Here is a 16,798-nt window from a genome sequence, read left to right as displayed (position 1 = left end):
GATATAAGTGTAAAAGAAGCAGAGACATCTCTTGCTTTTTATTTTTGTGGTTAGATCTGCTGACCGAATAATGAGAGGATTGAATTTAAAAATGACTGAAAATTTCTGGCGTGATTTACCACGACCATTTTTTATATTGGCACCAATGGAAGATGTAACGGATGTTGTTTTCCGACATGTAGTAAGCGCGGCAGCTAGACCTGATGTGTTTTTTACAGAGTTTACAAACACCGAAAGTTACTGTCATCCAGAGGGGAAACAAAGTGTGCGCGGGCGGTTAACTTTTACAGAAGATGAACAACCGATGGTGGCTCATATATGGGGTGATAAACCCGATTTTTTTCGAAAAATGAGTATTGGAATGGCGAAAGAAGGTTTTCGCGGTGTGGATATCAACATGGGTTGTCCTGTGCAGAATGTAGCAGCAAATGGGAAGGGATGCGGTCTTATCCGCCGTCCTGAAGTTGCCGCAGAAATAATACAAGCAGCAAAAGCAGGCGGTTTACCTGTTAGTGTGAAAACACGACTTGGTTACACATACGTAGAAGAATGGCGCGACTGGCTTACACACTTATTGAAGCAAGACATCGTTAATCTTTCTATACATCTTCGTACAAAAAAGGAAATGAGTAAGGTAGATGCACATTGGGAACTGATTCCAGAGATTAAGAAACTTCGTGATGAGGTGGCACCAGACACACTTTTGACGATTAACGGGGATATTCCTGATCGTCAAACGGGCTTGGAGCTTGTTCAGAAGTACGGTGTGGATGGGGTTATGATTGGACGTGGTATTTTCAATAATCCCTATGCCTTTGAAGAACAGTCGAAAGCCCCTAGTAGTGAGGAATTGCTAGATCTATTAAGGTTACATCTTGACCTCCATGATAACTATTCTAAAGAATTTGAACCCCGTCCATTCAAACCTCTTCGTCGCTTTTTTAAAATCTATGTCCGTGGTTTTCGAGGTGCGAGTGAATTAAGGAATCAATTGATGAGCACACATTCCACGGATGAAGTGCGTACATTGCTTGATAACTTTGGAGAAAGTAATGGTGATAGTAGTATAATGTAATTAAGCTAAGGGTATGCATTATATATACACGTTGAATTTACCACATAGTTTGAGTGAAAGTATTATCTGCAATGAGCATTCAGATTGTATTAGCGGTAGTGGATTGACAATCTATCTAGTTAATTTTAATAATAATAAAAGCACTCGTGAACGTGGTTGTAACAATGTTCACGAGTGCTTTTTTGTTTTGGTAACATTCTAAAAATGTGTACTTAATCTAGTTAAGTTTTAATACTTTAACTGAATTGGCCATTTTTAGTTTTATTCTAATCTTAATAGAATGATAATATTTTAGTGAAAATGGCGAAGTAAATGCTGGAAAGTACACGTATCATGCTATGAAATTGTAACGTACGAAGGTGGAATTGGAGGTGTAAGAACGATATTTCCAGTAAAAATAAGGAAGGTAACTGGCTTTCACTTGGGATTAAATTTATTACTAATTTATTGGAATATTATGCTAAAATGAATTGAGGAAATTATTGAAAATTCGTCCAATATTAGGTTCATTTTGTTCTTTTTTACTAGTTCAATTGTTTGTATATAATATAATGTTGATCTATCGATTGTATAATCTTAAATAAGGACAAATTAAGGAGGGGGTAACTCAAATGTTAGATTATAAAAATGAAATAACAAAAATAATACAAGACTATGAGTTTTCAGGAGTTTGTCTTGTGAAACAAGGCGGAAAGGTAGTGTATCACGATGCCCATGGTTATGCTCATAGAGGATTTAAAGTTAAAAATACAATACATACTAGATTTGACACTGCTTCCATAACAAAATTATTTACCACAGTTGCAACACTACAATTAGTCGATAAGGGAAAAATACAATTAGAAGACAAGTTATTGGATATTTTGAAACTAGAAGATACTACAATTTCCAAAGATGTAGCTATCTATCATCTACTAACTCATACGTCTGGAATCGGAGATGATGTAGACGAAGACGCTGGGGAAGATTATGAGGAGTTATTTAAATCAAAGCCTAATTATACAGTTAGGAAAATTGTTGACCATTTACCACATTTTATTCATAATCCTAGTGTGTTCCGTCCTGGTGAAGGGTGTAGATATAATAATGCGGCTTTTATCTTATTAGGATTAGTAATTGAAAAAATAACGCACGAAAATTATATGGAATATATTAAAAGTAATATTTTTGAAAGAGCAGGGATGACATCTACTGAATTTTGTAGCATGGATGGAATATATGAAAATGTAGCAGAAGGGTATGGGAAATTAGTAAATGATTCAGGAATAGAAATAGGTGTTAGAAAAAATATTTATTCATTTCCTCCAATTGGAGAGCCTAGTAGTGGGGCGCATACAACGGCTAATGACTTAAACAGATTTTTCTTGAAGTTAAAATCAGGAGAAATGTTATCGAAGAATTTAACAGAAGAGTTATTCAATCCAAAAGAGAAATATGTTGAAGAAAAAAATGAAGCGATTATGATGGGTTATGGATTCGAATTTCTTATTGATAAAACAGGTGAAATTCAATCCATGTACAAAGAAGGATTTAATGTAGGAGTTGAGAATGTTTTAAGCTATCATCCTGAAAGTGACACCGTAATTGTAATACTTGCTAATACAAATCTAAACGTAATGGAAATGGAATCTAAAATAAGAGCATTGGTTTGATGATCCCTTACTTAATTACTTAGACAGTAAAATAAAAACTAATAACTATTTTTAAATGTTTATTAAAATGCTGATTTAGATAATAGAATAGAGAAAAACGTTTGAAATTGCATTAAGTGAATGTTGGGTAAGAGTGTGGTATTGAATCGAACTTTTGTCTTTTATTTTTTCTTATACGTTTGTCGTTATAGTAATTTATGAATTCTTAAAGTTCTTTTTAAAAGTGAACTATGCTTTTTCGTTTAGGTATAGAAAATAGATTACGGTGTTGTTATAACAATTTCCCTCTAATAATTAATTTTCATTCTTGTGTTACAGTCAACAACAATGACATTGTCACTTGTTTATCATTATTATAAAATTTTCCGTAAAGTATTTTTCTATAAGAATATAAATGAAATAAAAACATATTTTGTACTATATCATGACATTAGTTAGTCGATAAGGTTTTATGCCAATGTTTGAAAAACGGATTCGAACATTAAAGAGGATGCTGAATTTATAATTGTAAAATCAACACATATTAATAAGTACTTAAAAATAAAAGACCAGCCTGGCAAAATCTTAGCTAGTATATATTTCCAAAAAGATTGTATAAAAGAGTTGTTTTTTTAAAAATGCAATGCTATAATACGTAATCATTACGATTTATAATTTGGAAAGTATTGAGCTAAGGAGGTTAAAAGAGTTTTACTTGAAGGACGAAGAAATCTCCCTAGTTATTAAAAAAATTTGTATTTTTTTAAATAATAAATCGTAATAATTACGTTTTATGTTTTAGATGAAAATTTTAGAAAGGAGGTTAATGTGGCATGAGTCGTTACTTACATAAGCTATTTATAGATAGAATCTTAGATGATCTTTCAGAAAAGGAAAAAGTAATGTATAAATCTGTTATAGAAATGGAGGACGAGATAGCAGATAAAGTTAAAACATCAGAACAGTTTATTGACCGACTTAAAATTGGTTCACCACATAAAGAATTAGCAGAACATTTTGATATGACATTATCTGAATTTATAAATGCAACAAATGAAATTGAAGAAGTAATTAGCAAAAAGTTGGAAGACATGTATGCTAGGATTCAATGGTTTGATTATACATATAAGCTTGGTACAAGAATTGGAGGAAAAAAGAAAGTTTTCTTTGTAACCATGCCGTGAGTATTGAAATTCTCCAGTGTTAAAAAAGTGTAGATGGATTACGGACCAAGCACCCTTGTTTGTCCTCTAAGAAAGAATATGATGATTGTAATTGATATTTAGATTGGAAAATTTAAATATATAACCATCTTCTCGAAGAAATTATCGAAATAAAGTAGTGTTAATAAAGATTAAATCGATACCTTATCTATGCTTTCTTTTTCCAAAAAAAAGAACATGACGTAATGTTACCAAGTGGTATAAAATCAATCGAATTAGTAAGCCCTGTTCATAAAAAAAGGCTTTCTAGACACTTCCATCCATGTTTAGTGGAATAAAATTTTTTAATGTTTAAATCGTAATTATTACTATTTAAACAGAGGATTTTAATGGTCTGGAAGGATGATAAAAGAACTTAATAAAATGATGTATGTGAGGGTTAGAAAATCTGTCAAATGGTGATTGGAGAATTATTAAACCTACAAAACTATATAGTTAGGAAAATCTATGGTCATAAAAGTACAGCGGTAAGTCGAGTTTATATAGAGGTTCGGTACTAAATTTATAATAAGGACTGGTGAGATAAATGGCAAAAAAATCAAAAGTTGCAAAAGAAAAGAAACGACAGGCTATGGTAGCAAAATACGCTGAATTACGAAGAGAGTTAAAGGAAAAAGGGGACTATCAAGCACTTAAAAAGCTTCCTCGGGATTCTTCCCCGACACGTTTAACAGGTAGATGTGAAGTAACGGGTAGACCTCGTGGCTATATGAGAAAGTTTAAAATGTCTCGCATTGCTTTTAGAGAATATGCGCATAAAGGTCAAATTCCTGGTGTGAAGAAATCAAGCTGGTAGAAAAAAGGGGGATCACGTTTGTATGTATAAGTGGATCATCATAGGTGGAGGGGTTCAAGGTTGTTGTGTGGCCTCCCGTCTCCTTGAAGAAAAAGTCAGCAAAGAAGAGCTTATAATCATTGATTCCCATGCTGCGCCAATGCATGTGTGGAGAACAATTACACAAAAGATTGGCATGTCCTGTTTAAGGTCTCCAATGGTGCATCATTTAGCAAATGATCCTTATAGTTTAAAAAAATACGCACGTACAAATGATTATGCCTTTCCTTTCAAAGGAAGATATCTAAGGCCACGTCTAGACATGTTTAATCAGCATAGTTTGGATGAAATGAACGTTTTAGGTATGCAAGATTGCTGGATGCAAGAGACAGTCGAGGGGCTTGTCAAATCAGAGGGGATTTGGGAAGTATCCATCTCTAATAATCGGGTGGTTAAAGGGGAACGAGTTGTACTAGCGATGGGAGTCAATCAAAAGCCACAATACCCTAACTGGGCTGCTGATTGCAAAAATAAAGAGAAGATAAACCATATTTTCGATGAAGAGACGTCTCTTCCGGAAGTTGGTGAAGTCGTCATCTTAGGTGGGGGAATGACAGCAGCTCATCTTGCTTATACGTTGTCAAACAAAAGCTCCATTCAATCGGTGACTTTACTGAAGCGTCATCCTTTTCGGATTAAAGATTTCGATAGTGACCCAGGCTGGTTAGGTCCAAAATATTTAAGGGCTTATAATCAAGTCAATTGCTATGCGGAAAGGCGAAGACTTATTCAACAAGCAAGACACCGTGGTTCCATAACAAGAGAGCTCTATGTGAAATTAAAACAACAAGTTCGAGCAGGGAGGTTGCACTTTCATACAGGAGAGATTGAGAAGGCTCAAAGTATAAGGAATTCGGTTCATATCTACATGAGCAATGGAGAGATGATCAACGCTGACTCTCTGATACTTGCAACAGGTGCAGAAGCCAGCATGCCAGGAGAAAACTGGCTTCGATCTGTCATCAAACAATTAGAACTTCCTTGTGCTCCATGTGGTTTCCCAATCGTTTCCTCTTCCTTGGAATGGAAACAGGGACTTTTCGTTGCTGGAGCGCTTGCTGAATTAGAAGTCGGGCCAGTCTCAAGAAATATTGCGGGAGCTAGAAAAGCAGCGGAACGCATAGCGCAAAACGCTTAGTGGAAAGAACGTTCCACCCTGGACGATGGTTGAATGGTTAGAAGGTTGGCCATCTGGTATTGTTCGAAAGAAAGAATGCTTCTGGGTAGCTTTAAGAAATGATGTGTCTGGTATGTTATCACAAGCTAGAACATCGCTTTCTATTCAAGATGCAGGAGAGTGGATGGTAATTTTTCCCGAACAGGAACGAATACAGTTTTTCGATGAACGTGAACTAGCAGAGCGTTAGAAAAAAGAAATGGTGATAGATTGACAGAGTTGGTATTTATCGGCATCGATATGGATGATGACGAGATTATCAATGGGTTGGATCAATGTTTGTTAATAAACGATGAGATGAAATATGATTAGATACTTTCTAAAAACCGTTGCCGGTATATACCGTTAGTTAGTGAGCTTTAAAGCTATCAACAATTAGCTAATGATTTTAGCTAGCTTTAAATCGTAATGATTTCTTTTAGGGGAGATAGAATGAATGATTGATTGTAAGATTGTAAAAGTAAATAGTGTTTCTTTTAAGTATGAAAAGGAGTGGGCGATTAAGCATGCGAACTTTACAGTAGATAAAGGCCAGTTCGTTGCAATGATTGGTCCTAATGGTTCTGGGAAATCTACTTTGGTTAACCTGATACTAGGATTTATAAAGCCTAACATAGGAAGTATTCAAGTATTTAATCAATCGATTAAACAGTTCGATGATTGGAAGGAAATTGGATACATTTCGCAACAAGTTAATCGTTTCAATGGTGGTTTTCCAGCGAGTGTTTTAGAGGTAGTCAAATCAGGACTAGTGTCAAGACTGGGTATGTTTCGATTTTTAAAACGTGAGCATACACAAAAAGCGATAGAAGCACTTAAAATCGTGGAAATGGAGAAGTTTGCAAAGGCTAAAATAGGAGAGTTGTCAGGAGGGCAACAACAACGAGTATTTATTGCTCGTGCTTTAGTTAGTGACCCTTCATTATTGATTCTTGATGAGCCAACTGTTGGGATTGACGCCAAGCATGTGAATGACTTTTACGACTTACTGGGGAGACTGAATAAAAAAAATGGTATTACCCTTCTTATGATCTCGCACGATATTGGTACGATTACAAAACATGCGACACACGTAGTTTGCGTGAATAAAGCGATAAGCTTTCAGGGAACCTCCGATGAATATAAACAATTTAATAAACAGAATTTTACCCACGTGCATGAACATATGGACCAACAACTGATTCATGACCATGTGGAGGTGACATCCTAATGTTCGAAGTGTTTTTTAAATATGAATTTTTGCAAAATGCAGCAGTTACAGGAATGCTAGTTGGACTGGTCGGACCGTTACTTGGCGTTTTTATTGTAGTCCGTAGGCTCTCTTTAATTGCAGATGCCCTTTCTCATATTACACTAACAGGAATCGCGGCGAGTCTGTTATTAGAAAAAAAAGTAGCTATGATAACTGATTTGAATCCTGTATATCTAGGAATGGTTTTTTCTGTTCTTGGGGCAGTTTTAATTGAACGGATCCGAAAAATGTATAAAAATTATGAAGAGTTAGCCATTCCTATTATTCTCTCTGGTGGTATAGGATTAGGCGTGCTATTAATCTCTTTAGCAGATGGGTTCAATACCGACCTGTTTAGCTATTTATTTGGAAGTGTAGCAGCGGTGAGTCGTTCCAATATGTGGACAGTTTTAATTATAACTATTATCGTACTCGTGATCGTTGTCTTATTCTACAAAGAATTATTTGTTTTATCATTTGATGAAGATCATGCCAAGGTATCAGGTGTAAAAGGGAGATGGATTCACCTTTTATTTATTTTGATGGTAGCACTAGTGATTGCTTCCTCTATGCAAGTAGTTGGAATTCTTCTTGTTTCAGCCTTAATGACGTTACCAGTTGCTTCAGCTTTAAAGATAGCTAAGAGTTTTAAGCAAACCATTGCGTTATCTGTATTATTTGGTGAAACGTCCGTTCTGATTGGTTTAGTTTTGGCTTATCACTTAAGTGTACCCCCTGGCGGAACCATTGTGATGATCACAATTCTTATTCTTATTGTAACTATAGTTTCTAAGAATGTAAGTACTTCATTCTTTATGGTGAAGGAGGGTGTTTAATCAATTTGAAACGTGAGCAAATGTTAGAACAGAAGGGGTGAAAGCAAGAAAATCTATAAAACTATCGTAATGTATTGGTATCAGAAAACTAATGAGCAAGGTAGTTTGAAGTTTAGGAAGATTTTCTTGATAAGTAACATTCGTATTTTTAAAAGTGAAAATTTTTATTCTATAAATCGTAATAATTACGGTTAGTTCGTTTGATAATCTAAGGAGGACTATAAAATGTATAAAAAAGTAATAAGAGCTTTAACTTTATTTACACTGATTTTTGTAATAGCTGCTTGTGAGAATGGAGCTACAGATAGTAGTGAAGCTAGCACCAATGGACAGAATTCAGAGGAAGATCTAAAGATTTTCACTACAGTTTATCCACTACAGTATTTTGCAGAACAGATTGCAGGAGGTGAAGCTTCCGTTGAGTCAATTTTACCAGCGGGGTCAAATCCTCATAATTACGAACCGACTTCAGAAGAAATAGTGAATATTGCTGAAGCAAATGCTTTTATCTATATTGGAGCAGGTTTAGAACCTTTCGCAAAACAAATCTCAGAAGCTATTGAATCCGAAGATGTAAAAATAATAGAAGCTTCAAAAGGGATAGATTTAATAAATCATTCCCATGACCATAGTCATGATGAAGATGGTGGTCATGAGCACGAGGGTGAAGATGCTAATCACGAGGAAGAGCACGATCATGAGGGAGAAAAAGACAATCATGAGGAAGAGCATGCTCATGGAGACAAAGATCCACACATCTGGTTGGATCCCATTCGTTCCATTCAGTTAGCTGAGGATATCAAGAATACGCTTATAGAACTTAAGCCTGATTCAGAACAAATATTTAATGAAAATTTTGAAGAACTTAAAACGAATCTTGAAAAATTAGATGAAGAGTTTCATGAGGAAATTGATAGTTTACCTGGTAAGGAAATTATCGTTTCTCATGCTGCTTACGGGTATTGGGAGCAGTCTTATGGTATTGAGCAAATCCCTGTTTCCGGTTTAAGCCCAACAAACGAACCATCACAAAAAGAGTTGCAAAATATCATTGAAATTGCTGAAAATCATGACTTGAAATATGTATTTTTTGAACAAAATGTTACTCCAAAAGTTGCTGATGTTGTTAGAAAGGAAATTAATGCAGAGACATTGCGCATTCACAATTTATCTGTTTTAACAGAAGAAGATATAGAGAATAATGAGGATTACTTTACACTAATGCAATCTAATTTAGATGCATTAACAACAGCTTTATCTGAATCACCAGCAGTCACAGATGAATCATCAGAGAGCGAACATGAGCATGAACATGGTCATGCTCATGAAGAAGATACAGAGCAAATTTATGCAGGATATTTTGAAGATGACCAAATTGAGGATCGTCCCCTCTCTGATTGGGAAGGAGATTGGCAGTCTGTTTATCCTTATCTTCAAGATGGTACGCTAGATGAAGTTTTTGCTCATAAATCAGAACATGATGGAGAAAAAACAGCAGAAGAGTATAAGGAATATTATGAGATAGGCTATAAAACAGAGGTAAATCGTATTGTAATTGAAGGAGATACAGTAACATTTTATGAAAATGGTGAAGAAAAGACTGGTAAGTACACGTATGATGGTTATGAGATTTTAACGTATGAAGCTGGAAATAGAGGTGTAAGGTTTATCTTCAAGCTTACAGAAGAGACTGAAGGACTACCACAATATATTCAATTTAGTGATCACAGTATTTATCCAACAATAGCTGGTCATTACCACTTGTATTGGGGTAACGATCGGGAAGCTTTACTAGAAGAAGTCACAAAATGGCCTACTTACTACCCATCAGAATTGACAGGAGAAGAAATAGTCCATGAAATGGTGGCACATTAATGAGTAAATATTCATTACTATGTGGATTTAATTAATGAAAATTATTCGAGGCAAAGCAGGTTAACTATACCGATGTATGTGTAAATACCTGTCCTCAATAGAAAAGTAGAGATCAAGTTATCCTTGATCTCTGCTTTTTATTGTGATTTAAAATACTTGACCTTTGGTAGCATCATGTTTGCTACCAGCAGCCATCTTCTTAATCATATTTACGTTTATGTTCAGTGGAAAGAGAATGTTTATTATTTCTTTGTTATTTGATATTTTTATTATCTTTTTCATGGACAAAATAATTAATTTATTTGCCTAATTTTAAATTCGAAGGGTGTTATAGAGATGATATTTGTGTATATATTAATAGGATTATTAATTGGGTTAAATATATATTTCTTTACTTATTTAGCTTCTAAAAATAGTAAACATGTATACCTAGCTCCTTTGTTTACTTTCTTATCGATCGTTCTGTTTATGGCTTATGGAATGTTGATTGTAGGAGGATGGGCTGGTATGACTTATTTGTTCATTAGTTTCGGTATATTAATAATCGCTATTATAGGAACTGTGTTGTTGCCAATTATCAGTCGTAAATCCATAAAAAATAGATTAAGTAAATTAGAAAAGATTAATGTTGTGATTTTCCCAGCATTACTAGTTAGTATCATAGTTATCATTGACCTTACAGAAAGTGTGTATTGGGTTGTAGATGAAGGGGATGCATTTGTTTTAAGTGATGATAGCTACTATAGAGGCTTCTGATTTAATAGAGGGAAATAAACAAGTTCATATTAAATTGGGAGAAGAATATAAAGGGAAAGATATTAAAATAAATGATGTTAGTCAAAGCGAAACAACGGAAATTATAATAGAAGTTACTGAATCAAGTGATAAAAAAGAGCTAGATAAATCTGGTCGAGTTGAAGCACCGTTTGTTAAAGTAGGATTACGAGAAATAAATGAACCGATATCTGTAAATGCTACGGAAGGTGATAAGATACAACGTCATGAATAGGAACAATTCATTGGTTCATAGTAATGTTATTTGAAATCAATAAACGAAAATAATACAACCTAGTAAAAAAACCTTTACTTAAGATTACAGAAGAAAGTAAAGGTTTTTTTGTCCAGAGCTTATTCAATTTTATTCTTCTGAGTATTTAAAACAAACATAAATACAATGATTAATGAAAATGCAGTTAATGCTAAAAATGGAATAGTAATGAAACCAAGCCAGTTTATATACTCCGAGCTACAAGGCACCCCATTGGCACATGGCTTAATGGCCGCAAATCCAGGGACTTTTTGTTCAAGAAAGTGGAATAGAGAGATACACCAACCAATAATTGCCATTGGTAATACAAATTTTCGTATAGATGGATCATTTTGAAATGTACCAATCCCGAGTATTAAGGTTAATGGATACATGAAAATTCGTTGATACCAACATAGCTCACACGGGATAAACCCACGTATTTCACTAAAATACAGACTTCCAAGTGTTGCTATAATTGAAACTACCCAAGCAAAATATAAAGCGAACTGTCTCATGTTTACCATGCTTTAATTTCCTTCCAACGCTTGTTCGATTAGACTTTTTATTTTTTCGTAGTCAAAAGGGTCCTTAAGCATCGTACCGTTTACCATAATTGTTGGCGTAAGCTCTACGCCGAATTCTTCTACTAATGTTGTGTCTACGTTCACTTTATCTATAGTCGTTTCGTTCTCTAAGTCTTGCTTTAATTGCTGTGTGTCAATACCAGAAATATTACTTGCTATTTCTATAAGTTTCTCATTTGTAACCCATAATTCATCATGATTTTCCATTGATGGTTGTGCGTTAAATAGTTCTTTATGGAACGTCCAATAACTTTCTGGACTTTGTTCATATACCGATTCAGCAGCAAGTGATGCTAACTTAGATTCATTACCATGGAACAGTACATTGATAAAGGCAAACTTCACTTTACCTTTATCTACATAATCCTCTACAAGTTGAGGATAAACACTTTCTCCCCAAGCTTTACAAGATGGACATTTAAAATCACCAAACTCCACAACTGTAACAGGTGCACCAGGTTGCCCTAAGACAGGCTGTCCCTCAAGTGGTGGTTGTTTATCAAATGTCGTTTCACTATTCGAATCCTTATTATTGTTAATCACAACTATAGCAACCAATGCAGCCACAATAACTAATGTAAAAATAACTACCATTTGAAAGGGTGAAAATTTTCTTCTTGCCATACAAATACCTCTATTCTAAATTTAAATTTGTCTCACTTCCGTAGCATTATACCCCAATAGGCATTTCTATTAAATATAAGGTCAGTTACGATAAGTCTTCAGTTACCACTTCACCATTTTTGGGTTTTGCTTCCTCAAGAAGGCTGTGACCAAGAGTTTATTGCTACATTAAACAAAGTGAAATTGATATACTTACTACTTAAATTCTAGCATACTCTTTCATGAATATTTAATTAAAGGCTTTAAAAATCTAATTGACACTCATATTAGGTATTGCTAATATGATGGTATCAGAACATATTAGAATTGTCTAATATGAAAGGGTGTTGCTGAAGTGGTAAAAGTTGATATGGATATGAAGATTAAGTTCTTACATGGTTTTTCACATAAAGTTAGAATACAAATCCTTGAGTGTATTAAAGAAAAAGAAAGAACGGTATCACAGATTGTTTCAGATTTAGATGTAAGTCAATCAAGTATCTCTCAGCACCTAGCCTGTTTGAAAGGTTGTGGGCTCATCGTTGGAAGACAGGAAGGGAAATATATCTTTTATAGTTTACGAAATCAACAAGTTCGTGGCTTATTAAACATGTTCGATGTTGTTCTTGAAGACGTGCAAAATGATATAGCTAGTTGTGAAAATCATATCTAGCAAAAGAAGGTCTTCTACAAAATAGATTAAGCCCGTAGTGCCCTTTATGGAATGAAAAGTTAAATTTTGATATGAATGTTTTGATGGTGAAGACATGTACTGAAAATAAAGATTAATTGGAGATGATAGCCGTTGAAATATGATGTGGTCATAATTGGAGGCGGGCAGGCTGGACTTTCGATGGGGTACTATTTGAAAAAAAGCAGCTTAACTTTTTTGATTTTAGATAAATCAACAGAGCTTGGTGAAGTATGGAAAAACCGCTATGATTCTTTAAGGTTGTTTACGCCTAGTTATTTTAGCTCACTTCCAGGTCTAAGTCTTGACAAGAAATCAAATTTATACCCAACAAAAGATGATATTGCTGGATACTTAAAGGTATATGCTGAGAAATTTTCATTACCTATACAAAACAATAGAGAAGTTCAGAGACTGCATTCAGCTAATAATGAATTTGTGATTGAGACAAATCAAGGTATAATAATTGCTGATAACGTAGTCGTTGCAACTGGACCTTTTCAAAAAGCACGAATTCCTAAATTTTCAACTAGCTTGTCTGATGAGATTTCACAAATTCATTCTTCGGAATACAAAAATCCCAATCATTTAAAAAAGGGCTCAGTTTTGATAGTAGGAGGAGGAAATTCTGGAGCACAAATTGCCGCTGAGTTATCGAAAGAGAGAGAAGTCTATTTATCTGTTGGCAATAAAATGAAGTTTCTACCACAAGACATTGGCAATAAAAGTATCTTCTGGTATTTAAATAAATTAGGAGTAAATAAAGCCTCCCATAATACAAAGCTTGGGAAAATGTTGAAAAATAAGCCAGATCCTATTTTCGGGTTTGAATTAAAAAAATTAATTAAAGATAGATTTATAATGTTAAAACCACGAGCTATTTCTTCTAAAAATGATTCTGTTATCTTTAAAGACGGAAGCCAATTATCAGTAAATAATGTAGTATGGGCAACTGGCTATCAATCAGATTATCGTTGGATAGATATACCTAAACTATTCAACGATGGAGGTTTTCCCATTCACGATAGGGGTGTCACATTACAAAAAGGTTTATATTTTTTAGGACTACCATGGCAACACAATAGAAGTTCTGCATTAATTCAAGGTGTTGGGGAAGATGCGAAATACATAAGTAATCAATTAAAAAGCTGACTTTTATAGGAGCAACTTTAGTTATTCTTTTCTTCTGTAAGGGTTTTATTTTGAATAAGAAAACTTCATTATAATTATCAAATCACAAGCTAAAAATGAAGTGTGGAGAAAATCAGGTTTTCTCCACACTTTCAATGATTTTATCTAGTATGACTCTTGCTATTCCAGTATTTCGGTTTGTCAAAACTACTATATAATTTTTCTTCATATTCTCTTGTAATAGGTGTGTTACGGTCAAACCCTATTCCTTTGTCCACTTGTTCTTTTGTTAGGTCAACAGTTACTTGTTGTTTTTCCCACTGGATATCTTGAATCCAATCAGTGGCAAGTAGATAGGATTTGGTGTTGCCTGGTAATAGTTTGCTAGTTTCAACTACTAAATAGGTTATTTTCCAATTGGCTTCATCGAGAACGAAATCTGTAACATGTCCTATTTCTTCATCTATCGTGTTAACTTGATAACCAAAAAATTCACCTTTGACTTCATTTACACTTCTAAGGTGATTCTCTTCTGATTGAATTGAACGGACTTCTTCTTGAATTAACCCCTGATTTTGTGCATCCATTAATTGCATCGGGCCTGGGTAACCTCCCCAAGGTCCTAACATAGAGTAGCTATTCCAATAGATTGGCCAACCATAATAATCGGCTAAATCTATTTCAACCTGTTTAGAAATAGGTTGATCTTCCTCTTTGTTTGGGGCATTTTTAATTGTCTCTTTTGATGCGAATACATTTACAATCTCTTTTTCAAGGTCAACATAATCAAATGAAATAGGTGATAGCAATACCTTTTTCCCAGGTAGCCATTTTCTAGTATCCACTACTAGATAACGTACTGTCCAATACTGGTCGTCAAAAAGAATGTCCCTTATTCCACCTAGCTTTCCATCTGTTGCTTGTATGTTTAAGTTTTTGATTGTTGATCCTAAATAAAAAATAGTTTGCCTCCTTATATCTTGTATCCATTAATGCGCTTCCCTTACACAACAATAATAAACATAAGAGAGAGTGGGCTAAAAAACTATTCACAAGTGTATAAACAACGTCCATGGTTTGTTACATTGCCTAAGAAAAAATAATATGTCGTTTTAAATCGTTTAGGGGAGTTTCCATATAAACAGCAAACAAGGGGAGATGCAGGATCTTCCCCTTGTTTGTTAAAAGTCAGCTTTTACAGCTTTCGTGATAACGAGATAGGCTATTAAAAATCCAACGATCCCTAGTGAAATCGGGATAGTGATGAATGAATAAAGATTCGTACTACTGTCTATGGAGGAAAAGATGACCGCAATAATAAGAATAGAAGAGGTAATCGTTGCCGGTACAGAGTATTTTCTCATTCCAAAAAATAACGGTATTAAAGACATTCCAGCAGAACTTATTGCAATCAAAAGCGTGCGTATAGCTCTTTCAGTCAACATATCTACAGTGATGGGATCGCTGATGTAATGAAAGTTTGAATTGAAAAAGGCAAAACTTCCAAATACAATGATGTTAGAGAGAATGACAGAGATGAAGGTTACCATACTTACGATAAGAACTTTTGCTACAAGAAGTTTTTTGCGATTGACCGGATACATAAACAATACAGAGATTGTCTTATCCCTAAATTCCTCTATAATCATATGAGAGAGAAGAACGGATGCATAAATAACAAAAGCAGCCACGATGAATATTTCCATTAACATGAATACACTTTCATAGTTCATTAAAAATTCTGCTCTAGCATCTTTGTCTAGTCCGAACAATAAAAATATACCGATAATTCCTGCATTGATACACAGAAAAGTTAATACCATACTGCCAATATTCATCTTACGCATTTCCAATTTTATCAGACTACGCATGTTGATTGCCTCCTTCAATTAACTGTAAAAAATAATCCTCTAACGATTTGCTTTTTTTAGTAATCGATCCAATCTCAATCTGCTGTGTAACCATTGCCTGAATAATATCATTTTGAGAAATGTTATTATCATAGATATGAATCAAACCATCTTGTTCTTTTATCCTGAAATTATCTATGTTTAATTCATTTTCTAGAACAAATGCAGCTTTCGTTTGTTCTTTCACACTTAATTCTAAGTGCTCTACATGTTTATTTCGTATGATATCCATCGAGGCCTCTTCTAGTAATTTTCCTTTTCGTATCACACCTATCGTATCTGCAATTTGTTCAATCTCACCGAGAATGTGGCTAGAAATCAATATAGTCATTCCATACTGACTGCTAAGGGTAATAAACAAATCACGTAATTCACGTATTCCTAAAGGATCTAGTCCATTTACAGGCTCATCTAGTATTAATAGGTCTGGTTTTGTGATGATTGCTCTTGCTATAGCTAACCTTTGCTTCATTCCAAGAGAGAATTCCTTTACAGGTTGGTTTTCAATGTTTACTAAATTCACTAGATTTAGCGCTTCAGAAATAGCACTTTTATTGTAATACCCCATGTATTCACAATGGAGCTCGAGATTTTTTCTGGCGGATAACTTTTCATAAAAAATAGGGTATTCAATAATGCTGCCCATTCTTTTTAGTACTTCAAAGGAAGAGGGGATTAATTTTTTTCCTAACACTTCAATCTCTCCGCCAGTGGGTGTAACAAGATTCGTTAGCATCTTCATGACAGTCGTTTTACCTGCACCGTTTGGACCGAGAAATCCATAAATCTCACCTTTTTTCACATTCATATTGACATCTGATACCACTTCAACCCCTTTATAAGCTTTCGTTAACTTATGTGTTCGAATAATATAGGTCATTTTCTTGCCTCCCTTTCGATCTAGCTTAACTATAGCAAATGAATCTGTCTTTTTTATTACCAAATCCTTACGTAAATCTTACGTTT

At 34.4% G+C, this 16,798-nt stretch carries 18 protein-coding genes and 1 pseudogene; 14 read left to right on the top strand and 5 right to left on the bottom strand.

Annotated elements, in window-relative coordinates:
• Window positions 1-91 precede the first annotated feature (91 nt).
• From QQS35_RS05235 to QQS35_RS05180, 12 genes and pseudogenes are all read left to right on the top strand, one after another.
• Window positions 92-1,075, top strand: a complete 984-nt coding sequence (locus tag QQS35_RS05235) for a tRNA dihydrouridine synthase (RefSeq protein ID WP_285930820.1) — start codon at window positions 92-94, stop codon at window positions 1,073-1,075.
• Window positions 1,076-1,686: 611 nt separating this feature from the next.
• The gene (locus QQS35_RS05230; RefSeq protein WP_285930819.1) at window positions 1,687-2,727 is read left to right on the top strand and encodes a serine hydrolase domain-containing protein; all 1,041 of its coding nucleotides are present in this window, start codon (window positions 1,687-1,689) and stop codon (window positions 2,725-2,727) included.
• An 812-nt stretch (window positions 2,728-3,539) separates the two neighbouring features.
• Window positions 3,540-3,890 (top strand): hypothetical protein, encoded by a 351-nt coding sequence (locus tag QQS35_RS05225; RefSeq protein WP_285930818.1) that lies wholly within the window; start codon window positions 3,540-3,542, stop codon window positions 3,888-3,890.
• A 565-nt stretch (window positions 3,891-4,455) separates the two neighbouring features.
• Window positions 4,456-4,725, top strand: coding sequence for a 30S ribosomal protein S14 (gene rpsN, locus QQS35_RS05220; RefSeq protein ID WP_285930817.1), 270 nt, complete (start codon window positions 4,456-4,458; stop codon window positions 4,723-4,725).
• Window positions 4,726-4,747: 22 nt separating this feature from the next.
• A complete protein-coding gene (locus tag QQS35_RS05215) occupies window positions 4,748-5,902 on the top strand; it encodes an FAD/NAD(P)-binding protein (RefSeq protein ID WP_285930816.1) in 1,155 nt (384 codons plus the stop codon).
• A gap of 25 nt (window positions 5,903-5,927) precedes the next feature.
• Window positions 5,928-6,131, top strand: coding sequence for a GTP-binding protein (locus tag QQS35_RS05210; RefSeq protein ID WP_285930815.1), 204 nt, complete (start codon window positions 5,928-5,930; stop codon window positions 6,129-6,131).
• 17 nt (window positions 6,132-6,148) lie between these two features.
• Window positions 6,149-6,253 (top strand): annotated as a pseudogene (locus QQS35_RS05205) (GTP-binding protein); the annotation flags it as partial.
• A gap of 124 nt (window positions 6,254-6,377) precedes the next feature.
• A complete protein-coding gene (locus QQS35_RS05200; RefSeq protein WP_285930813.1) occupies window positions 6,378-7,151 on the top strand; it encodes a metal ABC transporter ATP-binding protein in 774 nt (257 codons plus the stop codon).
• Window positions 7,151-8,008 (top strand): metal ABC transporter permease, encoded by an 858-nt coding sequence (locus tag QQS35_RS05195; RefSeq protein ID WP_285930812.1) that lies wholly within the window; start codon window positions 7,151-7,153, stop codon window positions 8,006-8,008. The genes QQS35_RS05200 and QQS35_RS05195 overlap by 1 nt, the downstream gene beginning before the upstream one ends.
• Before the next feature lie 225 nt (window positions 8,009-8,233).
• The gene (locus QQS35_RS05190; RefSeq protein WP_285930811.1) at window positions 8,234-9,883 is read left to right on the top strand and encodes a metal ABC transporter solute-binding protein, Zn/Mn family; all 1,650 of its coding nucleotides are present in this window, start codon (window positions 8,234-8,236) and stop codon (window positions 9,881-9,883) included.
• 336 nt (window positions 9,884-10,219) lie between these two features.
• Window positions 10,220-10,639, top strand: coding sequence for a hypothetical protein (locus tag QQS35_RS05185; RefSeq protein ID WP_285930810.1), 420 nt, complete (start codon window positions 10,220-10,222; stop codon window positions 10,637-10,639).
• A complete protein-coding gene (locus QQS35_RS05180) occupies window positions 10,611-10,892 on the top strand; it encodes a hypothetical protein (protein ID WP_285930809.1) in 282 nt (93 codons plus the stop codon). The genes QQS35_RS05185 and QQS35_RS05180 overlap by 29 nt, the downstream gene beginning before the upstream one ends.
• A gap of 119 nt (window positions 10,893-11,011) precedes the next feature.
• Here the strand turns inward: QQS35_RS05180 and QQS35_RS05175 are convergent, their stop codons facing one another.
• Complete coding sequence (locus tag QQS35_RS05175) at window positions 11,012-11,437, bottom strand: disulfide oxidoreductase (RefSeq protein ID WP_285930808.1); 426 nt, start codon at window positions 11,435-11,437, stop codon at window positions 11,012-11,014.
• A 3-nt stretch (window positions 11,438-11,440) separates the two neighbouring features.
• Window positions 11,441-12,121 (bottom strand): DsbA family protein, encoded by a 681-nt coding sequence (locus tag QQS35_RS05170; protein ID WP_285930807.1) that lies wholly within the window; start codon window positions 12,119-12,121, stop codon window positions 11,441-11,443.
• A 349-nt stretch (window positions 12,122-12,470) separates the two neighbouring features.
• Between QQS35_RS05170 and QQS35_RS05165 the strand changes: the two genes are divergently transcribed.
• Both QQS35_RS05165 and QQS35_RS05160 read left to right on the top strand, forming a co-directional pair.
• A complete protein-coding gene (locus tag QQS35_RS05165; protein ID WP_407933943.1) occupies window positions 12,471-12,773 on the top strand; it encodes an ArsR/SmtB family transcription factor in 303 nt (100 codons plus the stop codon).
• A 132-nt stretch (window positions 12,774-12,905) separates the two neighbouring features.
• On the top strand, window positions 12,906-13,943 hold the full coding sequence (locus QQS35_RS05160; RefSeq protein WP_285930804.1) for a flavin-containing monooxygenase: 1,038 nt from the start codon (window positions 12,906-12,908) through the stop codon (window positions 13,941-13,943).
• Between the two features lie 140 nt (window positions 13,944-14,083).
• Here the strand turns inward: QQS35_RS05160 and QQS35_RS05155 are convergent, their stop codons facing one another.
• The 3 genes from QQS35_RS05155 to QQS35_RS05145 form a co-directional block, all read right to left on the bottom strand.
• Window positions 14,084-14,884 (bottom strand): PRC-barrel domain-containing protein, encoded by an 801-nt coding sequence (locus tag QQS35_RS05155; RefSeq protein WP_285930905.1) that lies wholly within the window; start codon window positions 14,882-14,884, stop codon window positions 14,084-14,086.
• Between the two features lie 219 nt (window positions 14,885-15,103).
• On the bottom strand, window positions 15,104-15,793 hold the full coding sequence (locus QQS35_RS05150; RefSeq protein ID WP_285930802.1) for an ABC transporter permease: 690 nt from the start codon (window positions 15,791-15,793) through the stop codon (window positions 15,104-15,106).
• Window positions 15,786-16,712 carry an ABC transporter ATP-binding protein gene (locus QQS35_RS05145; RefSeq protein WP_285930799.1) on the bottom strand — a complete coding sequence of 309 codons (927 nt, stop codon included), beginning with the start codon at window positions 16,710-16,712 and terminating at the stop codon, window positions 15,786-15,788. Before QQS35_RS05145 ends, QQS35_RS05150 begins: the two co-directional genes overlap by 8 nt.
• Between the last annotated feature and the right edge of the window lie 86 nt (window positions 16,713-16,798).

The organism is Aquibacillus rhizosphaerae, assembly GCF_030282825.1.
Classification (GTDB): Bacteria; Bacillota; Bacilli; order Bacillales; family Amphibacillaceae; genus Aquibacillus_C; species Aquibacillus_C rhizosphaerae.
The sequence above is the reverse complement of the archived record's forward strand: the minus strand, read 5'-3'. Positions and strand labels throughout refer to the sequence as shown.

Coding starts and splice junctions, on each gene's coding strand:
- QQS35_RS05195 (WP_285930812.1), top strand. CDS start 7,151: ATGTTCGAAGTGTTTTTTAAATATGAATTTTTGCAAAATGCAGCAGTT.
- QQS35_RS05150 (WP_285930802.1), bottom strand. CDS start 15,793: ATGCGTAGTCTGATAAAATTGGAAATGCGTAAGATGAATATTGGCAGT.
- QQS35_RS05185 (WP_285930810.1), top strand. CDS start 10,220: ATGATATTTGTGTATATATTAATAGGATTATTAATTGGGTTAAATATA.
- QQS35_RS05235 (WP_285930820.1), top strand. CDS start 92: ATGACTGAAAATTTCTGGCGTGATTTACCACGACCATTTTTTATATTG.
- QQS35_RS05170 (WP_285930807.1), bottom strand. CDS start 12,121: ATGGCAAGAAGAAAATTTTCACCCTTTCAAATGGTAGTTATTTTTACA.
- QQS35_RS05215 (WP_285930816.1), top strand. CDS start 4,748: ATGTATAAGTGGATCATCATAGGTGGAGGGGTTCAAGGTTGTTGTGTG.
- QQS35_RS05225 (WP_285930818.1), top strand. CDS start 3,540: ATGAGTCGTTACTTACATAAGCTATTTATAGATAGAATCTTAGATGAT.
- QQS35_RS05230 (WP_285930819.1), top strand. CDS start 1,687: ATGTTAGATTATAAAAATGAAATAACAAAAATAATACAAGACTATGAG.
- QQS35_RS05145 (WP_285930799.1), bottom strand. CDS start 16,712: ATGACCTATATTATTCGAACACATAAGTTAACGAAAGCTTATAAAGGG.
- QQS35_RS05175 (WP_285930808.1), bottom strand. CDS start 11,437: ATGGTAAACATGAGACAGTTCGCTTTATATTTTGCTTGGGTAGTTTCA.
- QQS35_RS05165 (WP_407933943.1), top strand. CDS start 12,471: ATGGATATGAAGATTAAGTTCTTACATGGTTTTTCACATAAAGTTAGA.
- rpsN (WP_285930817.1), top strand. CDS start 4,456: ATGGCAAAAAAATCAAAAGTTGCAAAAGAAAAGAAACGACAGGCTATG.
- QQS35_RS05210 (WP_285930815.1), top strand. CDS start 5,928: ATGGTTGAATGGTTAGAAGGTTGGCCATCTGGTATTGTTCGAAAGAAA.
- QQS35_RS05190 (WP_285930811.1), top strand. CDS start 8,234: ATGTATAAAAAAGTAATAAGAGCTTTAACTTTATTTACACTGATTTTT.
- QQS35_RS05200 (WP_285930813.1), top strand. CDS start 6,378: ATGATTGATTGTAAGATTGTAAAAGTAAATAGTGTTTCTTTTAAGTAT.